Genomic DNA, 18,040 nt, shown 5'->3' with positions numbered 1-18,040 from the left:
AGTTTCTGTATAGGATGATCATTGAGAAACAACTAATTCTGACTATAACATATTCTTACGATAATTTTTTAAATAGTATATGTGCTTAATTGAATAGTGTAAGTTCTGAATTATGCACGGGTGGGATATAGATGGTCTCCCCTCGGGCTATTTCTAAAACCATTGCAGCTGTAATAGCTGTTATTATCATAATCGCGATCATTGGTGGAGTCGCCTGGTGGTATTACACTCAGCAGCCCACGAAGAAAGAGGAGTTGGTGATCTACCACTGGTGGACAGCTGGTGGTGAGAGAGAAGCCATAGACAAGGTATTCGCGATTTACAAGGATGAGTATGGAATCGATATTGTTGAGAACCCTGTTGCAGGTGGCGCTGGAGCCGTAATGAAGGCTGTTATATGGGGCCTCTTGGCAGCCGGGACTCCACCAGATACGTTCCAGGTTCACGCTGGTGGTGAGCTGAAAGAATATGTTGACGCAGGTTACCTCGAGCCTGTTGATGAAGTATGGGACGAGCTTGGCTTAAAGGATGTTATCCCCGAGACACTCCAGGCCATGTGTAAGTTCAATGGACACTACTACGCTGTACCAATCAACGTACACAGATCCAACGTACTATGGTACAACCCCAAGATCTTTGATGAACTAAAGATTATTGACAAGTTCGGTGACCCAAGAGAATGGAACCTAACAACACTACTCGAAGTCGCCAGGTACATCAAACAGCACAAGCCAGACGTAGCCCCCATAGCTCTTGCTACTAGAAACAAGTGGCCTCTAACACACTTATTCGAGGTACTACTAGTCCTCCACGGTGGACCCGAGATCTACGTGAAGTTCTGGACAGGCAAGTTCAACTACAACGACCCCAACGACCCCGTATGGAAGGCTGTTAGAGACGTACTAGAAGTAATAGGTACAATGGCCAAGGAGGGCTTGTTCAACAGCAACCACCCAGAGCTAACATGGGACCAGGCTGCAGCACTAGTAGCACAAGGCAAGGCAGCCATGTACATCCACGGTGACTGGGTAGCCGGCTACTACATAGCAAACAACTACAAGTACGGCGAGGACTGGGCTGCAGCACCATTCCCCAAGAACGTGTTCATACTACTATCAGACTCCTTCAACATGCCTAAGAACGCTCCACACCCAGATGCAGCCAAGAAATGGCTACTCGTAGTAGGCTCCAAGGAGGCACAAGAACAGTTCAACCTAATCAAAGGCTCAATCCCTGCTCGTACAGACGTATCACCAAGCTATCCAGACCCCTATAGACCCGAGACAGCAGAAGACTTCAAGAAATCAACACTAGTGCCAAGCGCTGTACACGGCGGTGTCTCGAAGGAGGCCTTTGTAACAGAGATGCACAACATACTAACCAACATGATCACCGCCATTGGCGCTGGAACAAGCGTTGAAGACGCGGTCAACGCCGCTATTGCATCCATACAGAACGCTATACCAAACACTGGCCTACCAGACTTCTGGGCCGGCGTATCAGTAGACTACTTCATAACAAGGAGGAGCTAACCATAACTATACGTAATCACATGTAATAAGCAATAAGTTTTTTCCCTAATACACCCGTTCTCTATTCGTGAGGTAAACCTCTGGTGAATCCGTAGTGCCTAAGGTAACAACGATCAAGGACTTCCTTGTATTCGTTGGACCAATATTGATAATAATATCGGTTCTCTACTTCATGATAATAGAGACAATATATGTGTCGATGAGTGACTGGAGGAGCGCCAGGATATCACTTAACTTTGTTGGACTAGAAAACTACCAGAGGATCTTTAGTACAGAAAGATTCTGGATAGACTTACGCAACAACCTTATGTGGATAGCCATATTCGTTGTACCCACATCCTTCCTTGGACTAGTAATAGCCTATTTAATGATGATTACTGGCAAGGAAACATTGTTTAGAACAATACTATTGATACCAACAGCAATGTCAATGGTTGTATCAGCTACAATATGGGTCTGGATGTACGGCGAAAACGGTGCAATAAATACTCTACTAGACATGATTGGGCTAGGCTTCCTGAAGCACTCGTGGATAGCAGACCCCGGTACAGCATTGTACGCACTGATCTTCGTCACGGTATGGCTCTACCTAGGCTTCGCCACAGTAGTATTCGAGGCAACCATAAAGAGTATCGATAAAGCTATTATCGAGGCAGCTAGAATCGATGGAGCATCTGGTTTCAAGATATTCTACAGAATAATACTGCCTCTCTCTAAGTCGGGGTTCCTTGTAACAATACCTTTGCTCTCACTAGCTATACTCAAGCTATTCGACCTAGTATTTGTTGCAACACGTGGCGGACCCGGATACGCCACCGACGTCCTAGGTATGTACATGTGGGAAATGGCGTTCTGGGCTAGGTTCATGGCTGACGGTGCTGCCATAGCTGTCGTGATGTTCGCGCTATCGCTAGTGATCGTAATACCATACGCCGTAACAGCTTTGAGGAGGTGGTTCAGGTAATGGTCTCCATGACTTCCTTCAAAGACTTATCCTCGATAAAGAAGCTCACCAGAATACAGCAGAAAATAGACTCCGTGTTCAGCACCAAGTATGGAATGTACCTAAAGATCGCTATTGCCTACCTGGTGCTCGTATTAGTGTCGGTGGTATGGATTCTCCCACTATACATAGCAATAGTTACTGCCTCGAAGAGCAATAGAGAAATATACCAAAGCAATGTATTGCAACCACCTTCAAACCCGTTGTTAGACCCATGGATAGAGGCATGGAATAGGATATCGCGAGGATTCTTCAACAGCATAATAGTCTCGCTGCCAGCGACATTCCTTGCCGTACTAATAGGCATAATGGCCGGCTACTATCTAGCGCGATATAGGTTCAAGGGTGCACAACTACTATTCTTCACGATAGCTGTGGCGTCATTCATACCGTACCAGATAGTATTGATACCTATAGTACAGATACTGTCTAGTATAGGGCTCATGGGCACTCATATAGGCCTGATACTGGCTTACACAATACTATTCAGCCCATGGGCTGCATTGATCTCAGCGGCATTCTTCATGACAATACCCAAGGATCTAGAGGAAGCGGCGTTGATTGATGGTGCTACACCGATAAAAACATTCTTCAAGGTAGTATTGCCTGTCGCCTTACCCGGCATAATATCGACTACAATAATAATATTCATGAACATATGGAACGAGTTCCTGATAGCAGTAACACTAAGCACTAACCCATTGGTCAGAACTGTCCAGCCAGAAATAGCAAACCTAAGAGGTACAACAACGGTCTCGTGGAATACATTGATGGCGGGTTCTGTGATAGCAATACTGCCGCCAACGATCATAGTCATTTTCCTGGGTAGATACTTCGTGAGGGGTCTCCTGGCAGGGGCCCTGAAAGGTGTCTAAACCCATGGGGGTGACCCCGTGTGTCTAAAGTCGAGCTCCGTAATATAGTCAAAAGGTTTGGTCGAGTAGTAGCTGTAGACCACGTGTCCCTCAAGATTAATGACGGTGAGTTCTTCGTACTCCTGGGACCAAGTGGATGTGGTAAAACAACTACACTGAGAATAATAGCTGGACTTGAAGACCCTGACGAAGGCTATGTTCTCATAGACGACAAGATAGTGAACGATGTCCCTCCGAACAAGAGAGACATAGCAATGGTCTTCCAGAACTACGCACTCTACCCACACATGACCGTATACAAGAATCTTGCCTTCCCACTCGAGAACATGGGGCTTAGTAAACAAGAAATAGATAAGCGTGTCCGTGAAGTAGCCAAGCTACTCCACATAGACCACCTACTCGACAGGAAACCAGGACAGTTATCCGGTGGAGAACAACAACGTGTAGCTTTGGGACGTGCTCTCGTACGTAGACCACGTGTCTTCCTCATGGACGAGCCTTTGTCCAACCTTGACGCTAAACTAAGGGTATACATGAGAGCCGAGCTCAAGAGACTCCAGAAAGAACTAGGAATAACCACGATCTACGTGACCCACGACCAGGCAGAAGCAATGACTATGGCCGACAGAATAGCAGTCATGAACAAAGGAAGAATAATGCAAGTAGGTAAACCACGCGAACTATACTTGAAGCCCGCAAACATATTCGTAGCAGGCTTCATAGGATCCCCGCCAATGAACTTCTTCGACGCGACATTCACCGTCAAGGAGAACAAGTACATACTCGACGCAAGTGATTTCAAGCTAGTGCTAGACCCAGAGATAGGCAGTATTGTGGAGAAGAGTATTGGCGGTGGAGGAGAAGTAGTAATAGGCATAAGACCCGAGCACATGGAGATCTATGATAAACCAGTGGAGAACAGTATTGAATCAGAAGTATATGTTGTTGAGCCTCTTGGCTCGGAGACCGTGATAAACGCTAAAGTCGGCAAGAAAATATTCAAAGTAGTAGTCAAGGGAGACGTGGACTATCCTATTGGAGCAAAAATCTATGTCAAACCAGTAATGAAGTACCTACACATATTCAACAAGAAAACCGGGGAAGCCATAGTCTAGCTTATAACTACCTTATTTTTCCTTTAACTTCATCCTGTATTCTATAAATCTCCTAAACAACTCTAGCTTGTCAAGACTCTGTCTAAGCTCTTTATTATTCAACATAATGTATATCTCCCAGCTTCTCAGAGCCGGGCATATGTAGCAGCCTATCCTGTAGAACCCCATGTAGTACAATGGGTTCATTGGTATGCCTTTCGATAATATGTAGAGCTGTACATGAGCTGTACTCCATAGTTTTAAAGGCGATACTATCATGACTCTTTCCTCACCGTGTCTAGCTGGGGGTCTAGCACTCCTGGTCCTCGACTCGACATCACGGTCGCCTGTTATGATCAACGTATTGCCTTCAGCAAGATCTCTAAGCCCGTTCTCTATACTGGCTATCTTCCTTCCCGTACACCATCTATTGCTGTGCGTGGGCATAGGCATTCCTTCCTCGAGAATACCCTTGTCAACACCAGCGTAGACTCTATGGACTTTTATGCCGAGGATCTTTGCGATCTTTTCTACGTACTCTATTGTCTGCGGGAACTCCGTTCCTGTATCAGCGAACATAACCTTGATCTTGTTCTTCGGGAAAACATCCAGGGCTAGGAGGAGAGCTGCAGTACTATCTTTACCACCACTCCACGGTACTATCACTGTGTCAGCCCAGTCTCTATACTTGCTTAGGAAGCTCTTTGAGACTCTCTCATAGAGTTCCATAGACTTCCTATTAACCTCAATGACCTTATCAAGACTAGTACCAACATCACCATCGGGTTGCTTGAAGAGCTTCCCCGTAGGCTTAAACCCTTCATCAGGTATCTCTAGCTTACCCACAAGCTCTTTGCCACAATATACGTCATGTTCTCCACCAAACTTCCTAACCAAAAGCGGTGTACCACAAATTTTTCCTCCAAGAATCTCCTCGAGCATACACGTGTTTAAACCAAGGAATACATCATAAGCAGGATTATACTCATACCCTGGGAGCCTATCTCCCGAGCGTAACATGAAAACATATGTTTTAGAGTCATTGTCCCAGCATACCGCAAGCCTGATCTTGCTTCTTGCAACATCGAGTTCGTGTGCCAAGTGTTCTATACGCGTATTCCTTATCTTTGCCCGTGGGACAATATGTACAGCGATATTAGGTGGCAGAATGTGATCAAGCTCCATAGCGACCTTCTCATCTTCTCTGCCAAGAAGCAACACATAGAATTTATCATCGTCAACAATATCCTTGATCTCTTCTAATGCTTTGTCAAGACTACGTGCACCATGCAGAGTATGTACTCTGAAATCCCATTCACCATAAAACGTCCTAAACACAGCCTTCATAGCGTCTGCATCGCGTTTACTACGAACTATAACCTCAAGCATAACATCATAGCCTAGCCATATATCTTGTATTAGGGTCAAAAATACTTGTCTCACGATCCCATTTGTTCGATAAACTCATAGAACACCATAACAGATAGCATACCATAAATGTTTTTAAACTAGAGCCCACCGAGTATTATTGCGGGAAAAAGAGTCCTCTCAGGTGTAGCAGTTGTCGAGAAACTACATCCTAATAATAGCTATAGCAATAGCCCTCATAGCGGGCATTGCTATCGCCTACTTCATGTGGTTCATGGGTGAAGAGAAAACCTTAAAGATCTTTTGTGCAGGCTCGCTGAGAATACCATTACAGAAACTAGCAGCAATTTATGAGAAAGAATATGGTGTTAAAGTACACATAGAGGCTAGTGGTAGTGTTGAAGCTGTAAGGAAAATAACCGATCTAGGTAAAACAGCTGATGTCCTGGCTGTAGCCGATTATACTCTCATAAAGAAATACATGATCCCTGATTATGCTAGTTGGTACGTCGTGTTCGCTACAAACGAGGTAGTCCTAGCGTTCACGAATACGTCGAAATACGCTGATGAACTAAGAGAGCATCCAGACAAATGGTATGAGATCCTGGCACGAGAAGACGTCAAATGGGGTTTCTCAGACCCCAATAAAGACCCCTGTGGCTATCGTAGTGTAGCGGTTATAGTGCTTGCCAGCATGTACTATAACGACCCATCGATACTTGGTCTCATAACGAATAAGACGAACATAAAGGTAGAAATATCGAATAACACGGCAATAGTCACCGTCCCGGCTAATCTCCAGGTATATGCAGATGATCTCATGATTAGGCCTAAGAGTGTTGACCTGATTTCACTGCTTGAAAGCGGCGTGCTTGATTACGCTTTTGAGTACAAGAGTGTTGCCGTGCAACACAATCTCAGCTACATAGAGCTGCCTAAGGAAATAAACTTGAGCGACCCATCACTAGAACAAGTCTACAACAGGGTAACAGTAAAGATTCTTGTTGGCACAGATGACGAGAGAAGCATATTAATCAAGACAATAACATACGGAGCCACAATACCTTTAAACGCTGAAAACAGGGATCTAGCAATAAAGTTCATTAAGCTACTGCTCAGTGATACAGGAAGAGAGATATTCAACAGCCTAGGACAGCCTTTCCTCGAAAAGCCGATATTCTATGGTGATGTACCAGAGGAGCTCAAAGGCTAGGGATGAGAGGATCCTCTATGTCTAAGAAGTTCTATAGGTTTGAATCGTTTTTTCTGACAATAGCGGTTTTATCATCTATAACAATACTGTTCCTCTTGGCACCAATTATCGCATTGTTCCTCATGATGGATCCCATGGTATTCGAGAAAGCCTTGTTTAAAGACCGTGTTCTCGCGGAAGAAGCTTGGGCTGCATTCTATAGGACTATGCTTGCTGCAACACTCTCATCAATACTACTCTTGGTCATCGGTATTCCACTAGCATACATTCTCGCCAGAAAGGATTTCCCAGGCAAGAATATACTCGAGGGGCTAATCGATATCCCGCTGATGATACCCCATGCTGTAGCTGGTATAATGATTCTTGTGGCATATAGTAGACGCGGCTTGTTTTCATCAGTAACAAGCACTCTGGGGATACCTATTGCCGATAGTTTCTGGGGTATAGTGGCGGTAATGTTGTTCGTCTCAGCACCGATAATGATTGATACAGTTAAGGTGGGCATACAAGACGTTGACCCCATGTACGAATATATAGCTAGGAGCCTCGGTGCAAGCCCATGGAGGGTCTTCTTCACTGTAACACTCCCGATCTCATTCCACAGCATTATAGCAGGGTTCATACTATCGTGGGCTCGTGCAGTAAGCGAGGTAGGCGCTATACTGATAGTAGCGTATTATCCAAAAACAATCAACGTTCTTGTCATAGAATGGTTTAACACCTATGGACTCCAGTATGCTATAGCTTTATCAATAGTACTGGTAGTAGTCTCGCTCATCCTGTTCACACTATTAAGAATGGTGGTGACGCGTAGATGATTAAAGTAGAGGATCTGCTCGTGGAACTCAAAGACTTTAGGCTTTGGATAGAGGAACTCGTGGTTAATGATAGAGAGTATCTTGTTATCATGGGGCCTAGTGGTGTAGGGAAAACTGTTCTACTCTACACGCTACTAGGAGTGATAAAGCCGAGGAGAGGACGGATCATTATAGACGGTGTTGATGTCACACATGAGCCCCCAGAAAAGAGAGGAATAACTATTATACCACAGGACTATGGGTTATTCCCACACATGAGTGTTTACGATAATATAGCTTATGGGCTTCGTGCACGAGGGCAAAGCGAGGAAGTAATCAAGAAGAAAGTAATCGGAATAGCACGTACTCTTGGTTTGGAGAAAATACTCTATAGAAAACCACGTACATTATCTGGTGGTGAACAGCAACGTGTAGCACTTGCTAGAGCACTAGTAGTAGAGCCCAGGATACTATTGCTTGACGAGCCCTTCTCTAACCTGGACCCTCGGATAAAAACAAAAGCCATGGAGTTCCTCAAGGAACTCCATAAGAAACTGGGTTTCACAGCAATTCATGTGACTCATCACCTAGCAGAAGCGGTATACTTAGCCGACAAGATAGCCTACATAGAGGAGGGAGAACTAAAGATCGTTGCAACACCAGAGAAATTCCTCAAAACAGAATGGGCTGCACCATACCTCAAGGAAGTAAGGCATCTTCTGGAAAAGGTAAGGCTTTAGAGAAAACGGTCAGACCCGGTGGAGGATCATCACGGGAGTCAGTCCGTGCAATTCTCTTCACTCCATTAGGAAATACAGTAGCAAGCCAGGTAATAAAGTAGTCATGTATGTGTTGTTACAAGGGCATCTATACGGTATTCAGTTTTAGATCAATGTTTAATCATGTAACTATTCGGGATTGATATAGACTGCCGACGCCCTCTTTATTCTCGCTTTTCTTGAGAGCAAGTATATCGAGGCAAAGAAGATCATACAACCTATAATCTGGTATATCATCGGCGTATTCTTTAGGAGCGATACTAGTGTATAGGCGGTTGCAAACCCGGTTACGAACCCTATGATAATACCTCCTACAATGTCTACAGGATAGTGTACGCCTAGGCAAGCCCTTGACCATGCAACTATTAGAGCTGTTACTCCTGAGGTAAGAATTGCTAGTATTGTTGCAAGCAAACGGATGCTCTCAGGGCTCGTGAAGTATATTGCCACGATATATGATGTTGCTACACTAAACGCGAATTGCGCATGGAACGACGGGAAAGATCCTTCAAACACATTTTTCACACATCCATAGTGGTCATAGTAGTTCTTCGGCCGCTTTGTTCTGAGCATATTCTTTACTATGATGTTTACCGGGAGTGTGACCGCAAAGCTAATCAACATCATGAAGATAGCGAACACCAAGACATCAATACTATTACCGATAACCGCCTGGAGTAGAGATGTAATCAAGACACTGATAAAGACAGCAAGGTCAGGATAGTAGTCTATGAAATAGCATACTTTCTTTAACATAGCTTCAACACCATGATTATTAATGTTCACTATTAATTTTCTACACATACATAAACACATAATAGTAATTAATAAAGCATTATTTTAAGATACATATTAAATTAAGTCTCTTCTTTAGCTCTAAGCAATATATTCATAGCTCCGCAAAATATGACCTGAAAAAACTTCAGTAACCAGGGTTGAAGTCATTGCCCACTACGGGCTCTTTTGTCCTGGCCTTCATCACCTACTATTACTAATATTTGTTAAACCCTATAAAAGAAAATCATGCCATTAATATCAGTCGAAATATTGTTATCAGCGTTGAATCTGTTACAAGTATTGGTTGGATAAGTATATCAGCCTCCTAATGTAACATGTTCTATTCAAATAGGAAATGTGGGGATGCATCGATTATGATTAAGGTTTTGTTGATACCTGATAGGAAGGTTATAGAGTTTGAGGAGAAAGAATTGAGGGTCAGGGATATTCTTGAGCGGTTTGATTTTGACGAAGATGATGTAGCAGTACTTGTAAATAACCACTTGATAGAAGACCTAGATTACATCGTGAAGGAAGGTGATGATGTTAAACTAGTTAGAGTCGCTACGGGAGGATAGCCCGTCAATATAATTGATGATTTCTTAATGTTTTTGGTAATGAGTTATAGTCTCTGCTATTTGTCTTAAAGAAGCATCATACCAGTATGTTCTTGTCCTTGGTAATCAACCTGTTACTCCACATGATGTGTAAAACCGTTATTGCTTGTAGGCTCTTTTTGTCAAACAGAATTGTTTGAATTATTTTCCCATAAATATTTTTAATTGTCAAGCACGCTTATTTACAAGATGAGGGATTTGTTATGAAGTACACAGTGATTATAATTGGTGTATTTATTATTGGCGTGATTGTTGGATTTGCTTTATCCAATGTAATCAATAGCCTTGCTAGAGAAGAAGAAAGACCTGTATTGAAGTTCTTTGCTGGTGCTGCAGCCGAGAAGCCTTGGAGAGAGATAATCGAGGAGTTTGAGAAAGAAACAGGGATTAAAGTCGAGGCGTATTTCAGTGGTTCTGGTAAAGTCCTTACTGTCCTAGAGATAACAAAAGATGGCGATATTTTTGCTCCTGGCTCCCCTGATTACATGATAAAGGCTATTGAGGATGGTGTAGTCGACCCTAATACTGTGAAGATAGTTGCATACCTTGTGCCAGCAATAATCGTCCCCAAGGGTAACCCAAAGAATATCACTAGTCTCGAAGACTTGGCGAAACCTGGAGTAAGGATTGGTATAGGTGATCCTGAGACTGTTTGTGTAGGAGAATATGCGGTTGATCTACTTAAGTACAATGGATTATATGATGTTGTCAAAGATAATATTGTTGTTTATGCTGAAAGCTGCTCAAAGACAGCCATGTTGCCTGCCACAGGAGCTGTTGATGCTATTATCGGCTGGCATGTTTTCCACTACTGGTACCCGGATAAAACAGAGATCATATGGCTTAAACCGGAGCAAATACCAAAGATCTCCTATATACCCATAGGTGTAACCAAGTTCTGTAAGAACATAGACCTTGCTCTGAAATTCATAGAATTCGTTACAACCTCGGAGTTCGCTAAAGAAGTCTTTAGGAAATACCATTACTTCGCGACAATAGAAGAGGCTAGAGAATATGCACCCTATGCCGAGGTACCAGAGATTAATGCAACGAGTGGCTGAATACGCTCCACTGCTCTTACCGTGTATTATGGCTCTATTGTTTTTGTATATAGTAGTGTCAACTATTACTTGGGCTGGCTTAAAGTCGCTACAAATGATTTTTTCTGAAGAGGCTGTTTTTGCCGTTAAACTAAGCTTAATAACATCATTGACAGCGACAATAGCCGCCTTGTCTACAAGCATACCGCTAGCCTATGTTTTGTCTAGACATAATTTCAGGGGAAAGAGTGTTGTAGAGACAATACTTATGATCCCATTCGCCATGCCACCAGTAGCCCTCGGAACAATACTACTCATATTCTTCACCAATACTTTTGCTGGTAAGACACTGGATTCATTGTTCAGTATAGTATTCGAAGTACCAGGACTAGTTGTAGCCCAATACACTGTCATACTGCCGATGATGACGAAAATACTGAAATCCACTTTCGACATGGTTGATATAAAGTACGAAGCTGTAGCACGAACACTAGGCTATAGCAGAACCGCTGTTCTATACAAAGTAGTATTGCCCATGAGTAAGACCGGTGTATTCTCCGCTTTCATACTAGGGTTTAGTAGAGCACTAGGAGAATTCGGTGCTTCAGTCACCTTGGCTGGGGCAACCAGGTTCAAGACAGAGACTCTCCCTATAGCAATATACTTGGCGTTGACATCAGGCGATATAGCTTTGACTATAGCGCTTCTAGTAATACTATTGATCATAGCATTCATCACGTTGGTGGCCCTGAACATTATCGAGAAAAAGAAAACGATCATGATATAGAGGTGTCTACAGTATGCTCGTTGTAGAGTCTGTAAGCAAGTATTTTGGTAGGAGGAAAATACTAGACAATATATCATTACATGTAAGACGCGGGGAACTAGCCGTACTACTCGGCCCCAATGGTGCTGGAAAAACAACATTACTAAACATAGTAGCTGGTATAATCAATCCTGATTCTGGAAGAATAATTATAGGCAGTAAGCTTGTTTTCCAGAAACTCAACGGATCACCAATTGAGGTTAATGTACCTCCAGAGCATAGGAATGTAGGCTATGTACCACAAGATTACGCGTTATTCCCGCATCTCAATGTGTACGAGAACATAGCATTTGGGCTTAAGCGTATGAAGCTCGGTGAAAACGAGATTAAACGTAGAGTAAAAGAGCTAATGGATATCATGGAGATTAGCGGTATAGAGAAAGAGTATCCCCACCAGCTAAGTGGTGGTGAGAGACAAAGAGTAGCGATAGCAAGAGCCCTAGCACCTGACCCGGAAGTCCTCCTTCTAGACGAGCCCTTTAGCTCAATAGACCCAATGTTTAGAGAGCGTGCCCGAGTAAAGCTCAGAAGCATACTCAGAAGAATAGGAGTTACCACATTGATGGTGACACATGATCTGAATGATGCCTGGATCTTATCTGATAAAATATTTGTTCTAATTAACGGGCGCATAGCTGGAAAAGGAACTTCCGATAACATGCTCTCGGAGATAGAATCGGAGGAAGCAGCTAGATTCCTTGGATTCAATATGCTGAAGGGTACCGTGAACACCATTGGTAATGGTTTCATGAAGATATTGCTTAGTGAGAGCACGAAAGCCATAGTATATGTCTCGAATACCAATAATAGGCTGAGAGCAGGCGACAAAGTATTCCTGCTTTTTAGACCTGATGACGTGGTTATAGTCTCTAGTAAATATAGTGGGATAAAAATAAACGTGTTCGAAGCAATTGTATCTAGTATACAGGTCACCAAATGCAATATTAAGCTAGAGCTAAGACTACGAGACATCAATACTGTTGTTAAAGCAGAGGTGGGGAGAGGTTATCTTCTAGAGATACTAGACAAGATAAAGCCTGGGAACAAAGTATACATACATATCCCACCAAAAGCATTGGCATTAAGTAGAATCAAGTAATTAGCGGTTATGGCTACAAAAAATACTTAATTGGTAGAATAAAAACAATATTGCATCCATTACTCTCTCTTGTAGGGTCTTCCAACGTGTCTCGGTGGTCTTGATTTACCTATTATTCCTGCAGTGACCACTAATGTTGCTATGTAGGGTATTGTGTTCATGAGTGTTATCGGGATTACTGCTTTCACTGTACCTATGTTCTTAAGCCATTCGCCGAGCACCCAGAAGAAGCCAAATAGTACACTACCTCCAAGAGCTAGTAGTGGATTCCAGTTACTGAAGTTCACTATGGCCAGTGCTATGAATCCTCTGCCTGCCGGCAACTCCTTGGTTATGGCTGCCAGCCAGTCTATGCTAAGGAATGCTCCTGCGAGTCCAGTTAGTGCTGCACCATAGACTGTTGCAAATAACTGCATTCTCTCCACGTGTACTCCAACTACGTCAGCTGCCTCGGGGTTCTCGCCTACAGCACGTATTTTGAGGCCAAGGCTTGTTCTGTAGAGTATATAGTATGTTACTATAACTAGTATAATCGATGCTATGAAGATCGGTGATATCTCTAGCCCAGGTATCCTGGGTACCTTGGCTTCATAGGGTGGTGTGTGGTAGCCTCTAACTCCCCATATCGCTTCTATAGCGAAAGCCACGAAGCCTAGTGCGAACAGGTTTATACCGAGACCACTAATGATCTGGTCTCCTTTGAAGTAGGCTGATATATAGCCGTGAATAAGACCTATCAGGACACCCATGCCGACGCCAGCAAGTACTCCTATCCATGGGTTCACGAATGCTTCTGCAACGGCAACAGCTGCTAGAGCCGACAACAGCATTATTCCTTCCAGTCCAATATTTACAATACCTGCTCGTTCAGTAAACAATTCTCCGAGAGCAGCGAGTAGGAGTGGTGTCATAGCGAATGTGGTATCCCTTATTAGGTCAAGGATGAGGCTAGACTCCAACACTTATCCCCCTCCTGAATTTTGTTTTGAGTAAACGTACGAGACCCGGTACAGCCAAGGCCATAATGATTATACCTTGTACAGCCTTGACCATCTCTAGGGGTACACCGGCAACAATTTGCATACCACGTGAACCCGATGTCAATGCGCCAATGAATATTGCTGCAGGGATTATTGCTAGCGGGTGGTTTGCCCCTATAAGCGATACGGCTATGCCGTCGAAACCTAAGCCCATTAGGTTCGACAATCCTGTTGTTATAGCGTATGTTGGTGGTCTACCACAAATCTCTAGCACACCAGCAATACCTGCTGTGACACCACCGATCATGAATGCTGATAGCATTGCAAGCCTAGGGTCTATACCACCGTATCTCGCGGCATTAGGGTTCATACCTGTTGCTCTTATCTCATAGCCTAGGACAGTATGCCATAGTAGATAGTAGACTAGTATAACGACACCCAAAGCTATAATGAATGCTAGCGAGAGCTCTGATCCAGGGACTAGTATTGGTAGTCTTGCTGCTTCCGGCATACTAATTGTTTTCTCTGGTCTCTCTGGGTCGGCATAGACATATACTCTAGCATACTCTACAATCCAGTACGCTATCCAGTTCAACATTATTGTCGTCACAACCTCGTTTACTTTACGGAAAGACTTCAGCACACCAGCAATAAGACCCCATAGAGATCCAAGGAACATGCCAAGCAGGAATGCTAGTGGGAAGTATAGTGGTCCGGGAAGAGTCATCGATGCAACAATTATGGCTCCAAGTGCGCCCATGTACACCTGTCCTTCAGCACCTATGTTGAATAATCCTGCGCGAACACCAACAGCGAACGTCAGCGCTGTAAGCATTAGTGGTGTTGCGAAACTAAGAGTCATCGCGAGATAATATGGGTCCTCTAGCGAGAACGATGTCTCAAACATGGCGCTATACGCTTTGATGGGGTCATAGCCTCCGAGAGCCATTATAATACCTGCTATCACGAATCCCACTATTATCGCTACGATGATCTCTATGAGACGCTCTATTTGTTCACGATACTTCTCGTAGAGTTCCTTAAAGGAAATCTCTTCTTGAGAAGATGGTTTCTTTTTCTGTTTCCCGAAACCAAACATTCCATGTTCACCTCTTGGCTCGGGCTAGAACTTGTTCAAGAGTATAACCACCCATCATTAAACCAATTTGTTCCTTGGTTAACTCCTCGGGACGAGCAATACCCATGAACTTTCCTTCATACATAACGGCCATTCTATCACTAAGCTGTAAAACCTCATCTAGATCAGCTGAAACCAGGAGAACAGCCTTTCCTTCATCTCTCATTTTTATCAATAGTTTCCTTATGTACTCTGTAGCAGCGACATCAAGTCCTCGTGTTGGCTGTGCAGCAATAATGACTGTTGGTTGCTTACTTATCTCACGTCCAACAACAAGTTTCTGCTGGTTACCACCGCTAAGACTTTTCGCTGGGGCTTTGACTCCAGGCGCGATTATATCGAACCTGTTGATAACGTTTTCGGCATGCTTGAATATGTTATCCCAGTTCAGTGTATAGTATTTGCCGAGGAACTCCGCGTTCTTATGTATACCCAGTATAGCGTTCTCAGCTATACTCATCTCGAGTATGAGTCCCAGTTTTGTTCTATCCTCAGGTATGTGGCCGAGACCCATCTTGTAGAGTTCAGCTGGGTTCTTGTTTGTCACCTTCTTGCCCAATAGAATGATCTCTCCTTTCTCTACCTTGCGTAGACCAGTTATCGCCTCGATGAGCTCTGTCTGTCCATTACCTTCGACACCGGCTATGCCAAAGATCTCTCCTGCTCTAACTTCGAACGAAACTCCTTTAACAGCCCAGCCTCCTAAGTCGCTTTTCACCCACAAGTCCTTGACTATAAGGGCTGGCTCACGTGGCTTAGCTGGTTTCTTCTCGATCTTAAATACTACCTCACGCCCAACCATCATTTTTGCTAATTGCTCTGGAGTAACATTCTTTGTCTCGACAACACCTACTACACGTCCTCTCCTTAGAACAGTTATTCTATCAGTTATCTCCATGACTTCACGTAGCTTGTGTGTTATGAAAATTATTGTTCTACCTTGTTCTTTCAATACTTTTAGTGTCCTGAATAACTCCTTGGTTTCTGTTGGTGTAAGGTTTGTTGTTGGCTCGTCTAGGATGAGTATCTTGACGTTACGGTAGAGCATCTTAAGGATCTCTATTCTTTGTCTAACACCGAGTGGAAGATCCTCGACAACAGCGTCGAGAGGTATCTTCAGCCCTGTTTCCTCCATAAGTTTGACTATTTCTTCTCTCTTAACAGTCTTCAAGGGGAGACCAAGTGCTATGTTCTCGAATGCCGTGAATACTGGCACAAGAGCTAGATGCTGGTGCACCATACCAATACCGTGTTTGAGTGCCTCCGAGGCGCTCTTGAAGCTCACTTTCTTGCCTCTGATATAGATTTCTCCCTGGGTAGGTTTTAATAGACCCGAGAGTATCTTCATTAGGGTTGTTTTTCCTGCACCATTCTCTCCCAGTAGACCATGTATCTCTCCTTCACGAGCCTCGAAGTCAACGCCGCGGAGCGCTACGGTACCGTCGGGATATACTTTAACAATGTTCTTCATGTATACTATAGTATCCCCCTTCGCCATAGAGCATCCTCTAAGAAAATTCTTTCCACAGAGTCTATGATATAGGTATTAAGAAGGAGTTTCTATAAAAAATTAATGTTGGGATTATTTTTATGAGATTAAACCAAGGCTAGCCTGTTGGTACTCCTAGTTGTTGACGTATCTGCTTGATCTCGTCTGCATCAAGTGGTATCATCTTCTCTATGTCTGAGAACTTGAGTCCCATAACCTCGATGTCTGGGTTTGTCTTGAGTTTCTCGGCTAGCTTGTCTACTTCATCCCATATCCAGTCGGGTATCCTTTCTCTCATAGCCTTAACCTTGTTGATGATATAGGTCTTGTTTATCTCCTTACCAGCTTGTTCGGCAATTGCAAGGAATGTCTCTAGGTCTTCTAGCTTGCTTATGGCAACACCGCCTTCTTTGAGACCTAGCTCGAGTATTCCGCCGTAAGTCTCGATCTTGCCGTCGTAGTAGTCTAGTGCTCTCTTGACAGCAGTGTATACACCTACGTCTACTCTCTTCATCATGCTAGCTATGATGTATCCTGGCTTGATCCAGTCTTGGTCGCTGTCTACACCAATAGCGAATGGTGGACCATACTCCTTGCCCTCAGCTTTACACTTCTCTTCAACAGCCTCGAAGATACCTAGACCTGTAGCACCAGCAACGTTGTAGACGACACAAGCACCTTGTGCGAGCTGTGCCTGTGTAGCAGTCTTGCCTCTAGCTGGGTCGTTGAATGCTCCAGTGTAGGTCCAGAGCACGTTTAGTGGTGTAATGTTCTCACCTGTGTGTTGCTTGTATATTTCTTCACCGTACCTGATGCCCCAGTAGTATCCTGCCTCGAACTTGTATAGGACTGGTATCTCCATGCCAAGGACTACGCCGACTGCGCTACAGTTGTAGTAGTGTGCAACCATGGCTGCCAAGGCTCCAACTAATGCGCTGCCTTCATGCTCTTTGAATAGAACGCTTAGTACGTTGGGTTTGTCTGGTATGTAGCCGTCGATTATGGCGAAGAGCTGGTCTGGATACTCGTCAGCAACCTGTTTGACAGCATCTGTCATTAGGAATCCTACCGCGATGATGACAACGTATTCTCCTGATTTAGCGAGGGTTCTAAGGTTTGGTAGGTAGTCGGACTCTGTTTTACTCTGTACCTCAACTAGTTCTAGTCCGAAGTCCTTAGCTGCCTTTGATGCACCGAGGTAGGCCATGTCGTTGAAGCTTAGGTCACCACGTCCACCAATGTCGTAGACAACAGCAATTTTCGTCTTCTCTTTCGGCGCGGCAGGCTTCATGTACAAGAAGTAGTATGCTCCTGCTACACCGATTATTATTATGAGGACTATTATAGCTGCAAGAGCGGTCTTAGTTATACCTTTCTTCCCACGCATAAAACTATTCACCATTGAGAAACTTG

17 protein-coding genes are annotated in these 18,040 nt (G+C 43.9%); 11 read left to right on the top strand and 6 right to left on the bottom strand.

Annotated elements, in window-relative coordinates; all coding sequences use genetic code 11:
- The first annotated feature begins 131 nt into the window (after positions 1-131).
- The 4 genes from J4526_07205 (at position 132) to J4526_07190 (ending at position 4,525) form a co-directional block, all read left to right on the top strand.
- Complete coding sequence (locus J4526_07205; GenBank protein WFO74851.1) at positions 132-1,532, top strand: extracellular solute-binding protein; 1,401 nt, start codon at positions 132-134, stop codon at positions 1,530-1,532.
- A 94-nt stretch (positions 1,533-1,626) separates the two neighbouring features.
- Positions 1,627-2,496 (top strand): sugar ABC transporter permease, encoded by an 870-nt coding sequence (locus J4526_07200; protein WFO74850.1) that lies wholly within the window; start codon positions 1,627-1,629, stop codon positions 2,494-2,496.
- 95 nt (positions 2,497-2,591) lie between these two features.
- Positions 2,592-3,410 carry a carbohydrate ABC transporter permease gene (locus J4526_07195; GenBank protein ID WFO76375.1) on the top strand — a complete coding sequence of 273 codons (819 nt, stop codon included), beginning with the start codon at positions 2,592-2,594 and terminating at the stop codon, positions 3,408-3,410.
- 20 nt (positions 3,411-3,430) lie between these two features.
- Entirely contained in the window at positions 3,431-4,525 is a 1,095-nt protein-coding gene (locus J4526_07190; protein ID WFO74849.1) for an ABC transporter ATP-binding protein, read from the top strand.
- A 12-nt stretch (positions 4,526-4,537) separates the two neighbouring features.
- Here the strand turns inward: J4526_07190 and J4526_07185 are convergent, their stop codons facing one another.
- Positions 4,538-5,893: a phosphoadenosine phosphosulfate reductase family protein gene (locus J4526_07185; GenBank protein WFO76374.1), complete on the bottom strand. Its 1,356-nt coding sequence runs from the start codon at positions 5,891-5,893 to the stop codon at positions 4,538-4,540.
- A gap of 187 nt (positions 5,894-6,080) precedes the next feature.
- Here J4526_07185 and wtpA point away from each other — a divergent pair, with 187 nt between their 5' ends.
- Genes wtpA through J4526_07170 form a run of 3 tightly spaced genes read left to right on the top strand, consistent with a single transcriptional unit; the run spans position 6,081 to position 8,622 of the window.
- Positions 6,081-7,085, top strand: coding sequence for a tungstate ABC transporter substrate-binding protein WtpA (wtpA, locus tag J4526_07180; protein ID WFO76373.1), 1,005 nt, complete (start codon positions 6,081-6,083; stop codon positions 7,083-7,085).
- 17 nt (positions 7,086-7,102) lie between these two features.
- On the top strand, positions 7,103-7,903 hold the full coding sequence (locus J4526_07175; GenBank protein WFO74848.1) for an ABC transporter permease: 801 nt from the start codon (positions 7,103-7,105) through the stop codon (positions 7,901-7,903).
- Positions 7,900-8,622: an ATP-binding cassette domain-containing protein gene (locus J4526_07170; protein WFO74847.1), complete on the top strand. Its 723-nt coding sequence runs from the start codon at positions 7,900-7,902 to the stop codon at positions 8,620-8,622. Before J4526_07175 ends, J4526_07170 begins: the two co-directional genes overlap by 4 nt.
- Positions 8,623-8,790: 168 nt before the next feature.
- Here J4526_07170 and J4526_07165 read toward each other — a convergent pair whose 3' ends face one another.
- Positions 8,791-9,417 carry a phosphatase PAP2 family protein gene (locus J4526_07165; protein ID WFO74846.1) on the bottom strand — a complete coding sequence of 209 codons (627 nt, stop codon included), beginning with the start codon at positions 9,415-9,417 and terminating at the stop codon, positions 8,791-8,793.
- A gap of 395 nt (positions 9,418-9,812) precedes the next feature.
- Here J4526_07165 and J4526_07160 point away from each other — a divergent pair, with 395 nt between their 5' ends.
- The 4 genes from J4526_07160 to J4526_07145 all read left to right on the top strand — a co-directional run bounded on the left by J4526_07160 (position 9,813) and on the right by J4526_07145 (position 13,020).
- On the top strand, positions 9,813-10,016 hold the full coding sequence (locus J4526_07160; GenBank protein WFO74845.1) for a MoaD/ThiS family protein: 204 nt from the start codon (positions 9,813-9,815) through the stop codon (positions 10,014-10,016).
- Between the two features lie 242 nt (positions 10,017-10,258).
- Entirely contained in the window at positions 10,259-11,116 is an 858-nt protein-coding gene (gene modA, locus J4526_07155; protein ID WFO74844.1) for a molybdate ABC transporter substrate-binding protein, read from the top strand.
- Positions 11,100-11,882 carry an ABC transporter permease subunit gene (locus J4526_07150; protein ID WFO74843.1) on the top strand — a complete coding sequence of 261 codons (783 nt, stop codon included), beginning with the start codon at positions 11,100-11,102 and terminating at the stop codon, positions 11,880-11,882. The genes modA and J4526_07150 overlap by 17 nt, the downstream gene beginning before the upstream one ends.
- A 13-nt stretch (positions 11,883-11,895) precedes the next feature.
- Complete coding sequence (locus J4526_07145; protein ID WFO74842.1) at positions 11,896-13,020, top strand: ABC transporter ATP-binding protein; 1,125 nt, start codon at positions 11,896-11,898, stop codon at positions 13,018-13,020.
- 59 nt (positions 13,021-13,079) lie between these two features.
- On the opposite strand, the gene J4526_07140 is transcribed toward J4526_07145, so the two are convergent.
- The 4 genes from J4526_07140 to J4526_07125 form a co-directional block, all read right to left on the bottom strand.
- The gene (locus J4526_07140; GenBank protein WFO76372.1) at positions 13,080-13,931 is read right to left on the bottom strand and encodes an ABC transporter permease; all 852 of its coding nucleotides are present in this window, start codon (positions 13,929-13,931) and stop codon (positions 13,080-13,082) included.
- 37 nt (positions 13,932-13,968) lie between these two features.
- Positions 13,969-15,099, bottom strand: coding sequence for an ABC transporter permease (locus J4526_07135; GenBank protein ID WFO74841.1), 1,131 nt, complete (start codon positions 15,097-15,099; stop codon positions 13,969-13,971).
- Positions 15,100-15,106: 7 nt separating this feature from the next.
- Positions 15,107-16,636 (bottom strand): ABC transporter ATP-binding protein, encoded by a 1,530-nt coding sequence (locus J4526_07130; protein WFO74840.1) that lies wholly within the window; start codon positions 16,634-16,636, stop codon positions 15,107-15,109.
- A gap of 109 nt (positions 16,637-16,745) precedes the next feature.
- A complete protein-coding gene (locus J4526_07125; GenBank protein WFO74839.1) occupies positions 16,746-18,014 on the bottom strand; it encodes a BMP family ABC transporter substrate-binding protein in 1,269 nt (422 codons plus the stop codon).
- Between the last annotated feature and the right edge of the window lie 26 nt (positions 18,015-18,040).

The sequence above is a fragment of the Desulfurococcaceae archaeon MEX13E-LK6-19 genome (assembly GCA_029637525.1).
Classification (GTDB): Archaea; Thermoproteota; Thermoprotei_A; order Sulfolobales; family Desulfurococcaceae; genus MEX13ELK6-19.
The sequence above is the reverse complement of the archived record's forward strand: the minus strand, read 5'-3'. Positions and strand labels throughout refer to the sequence as shown.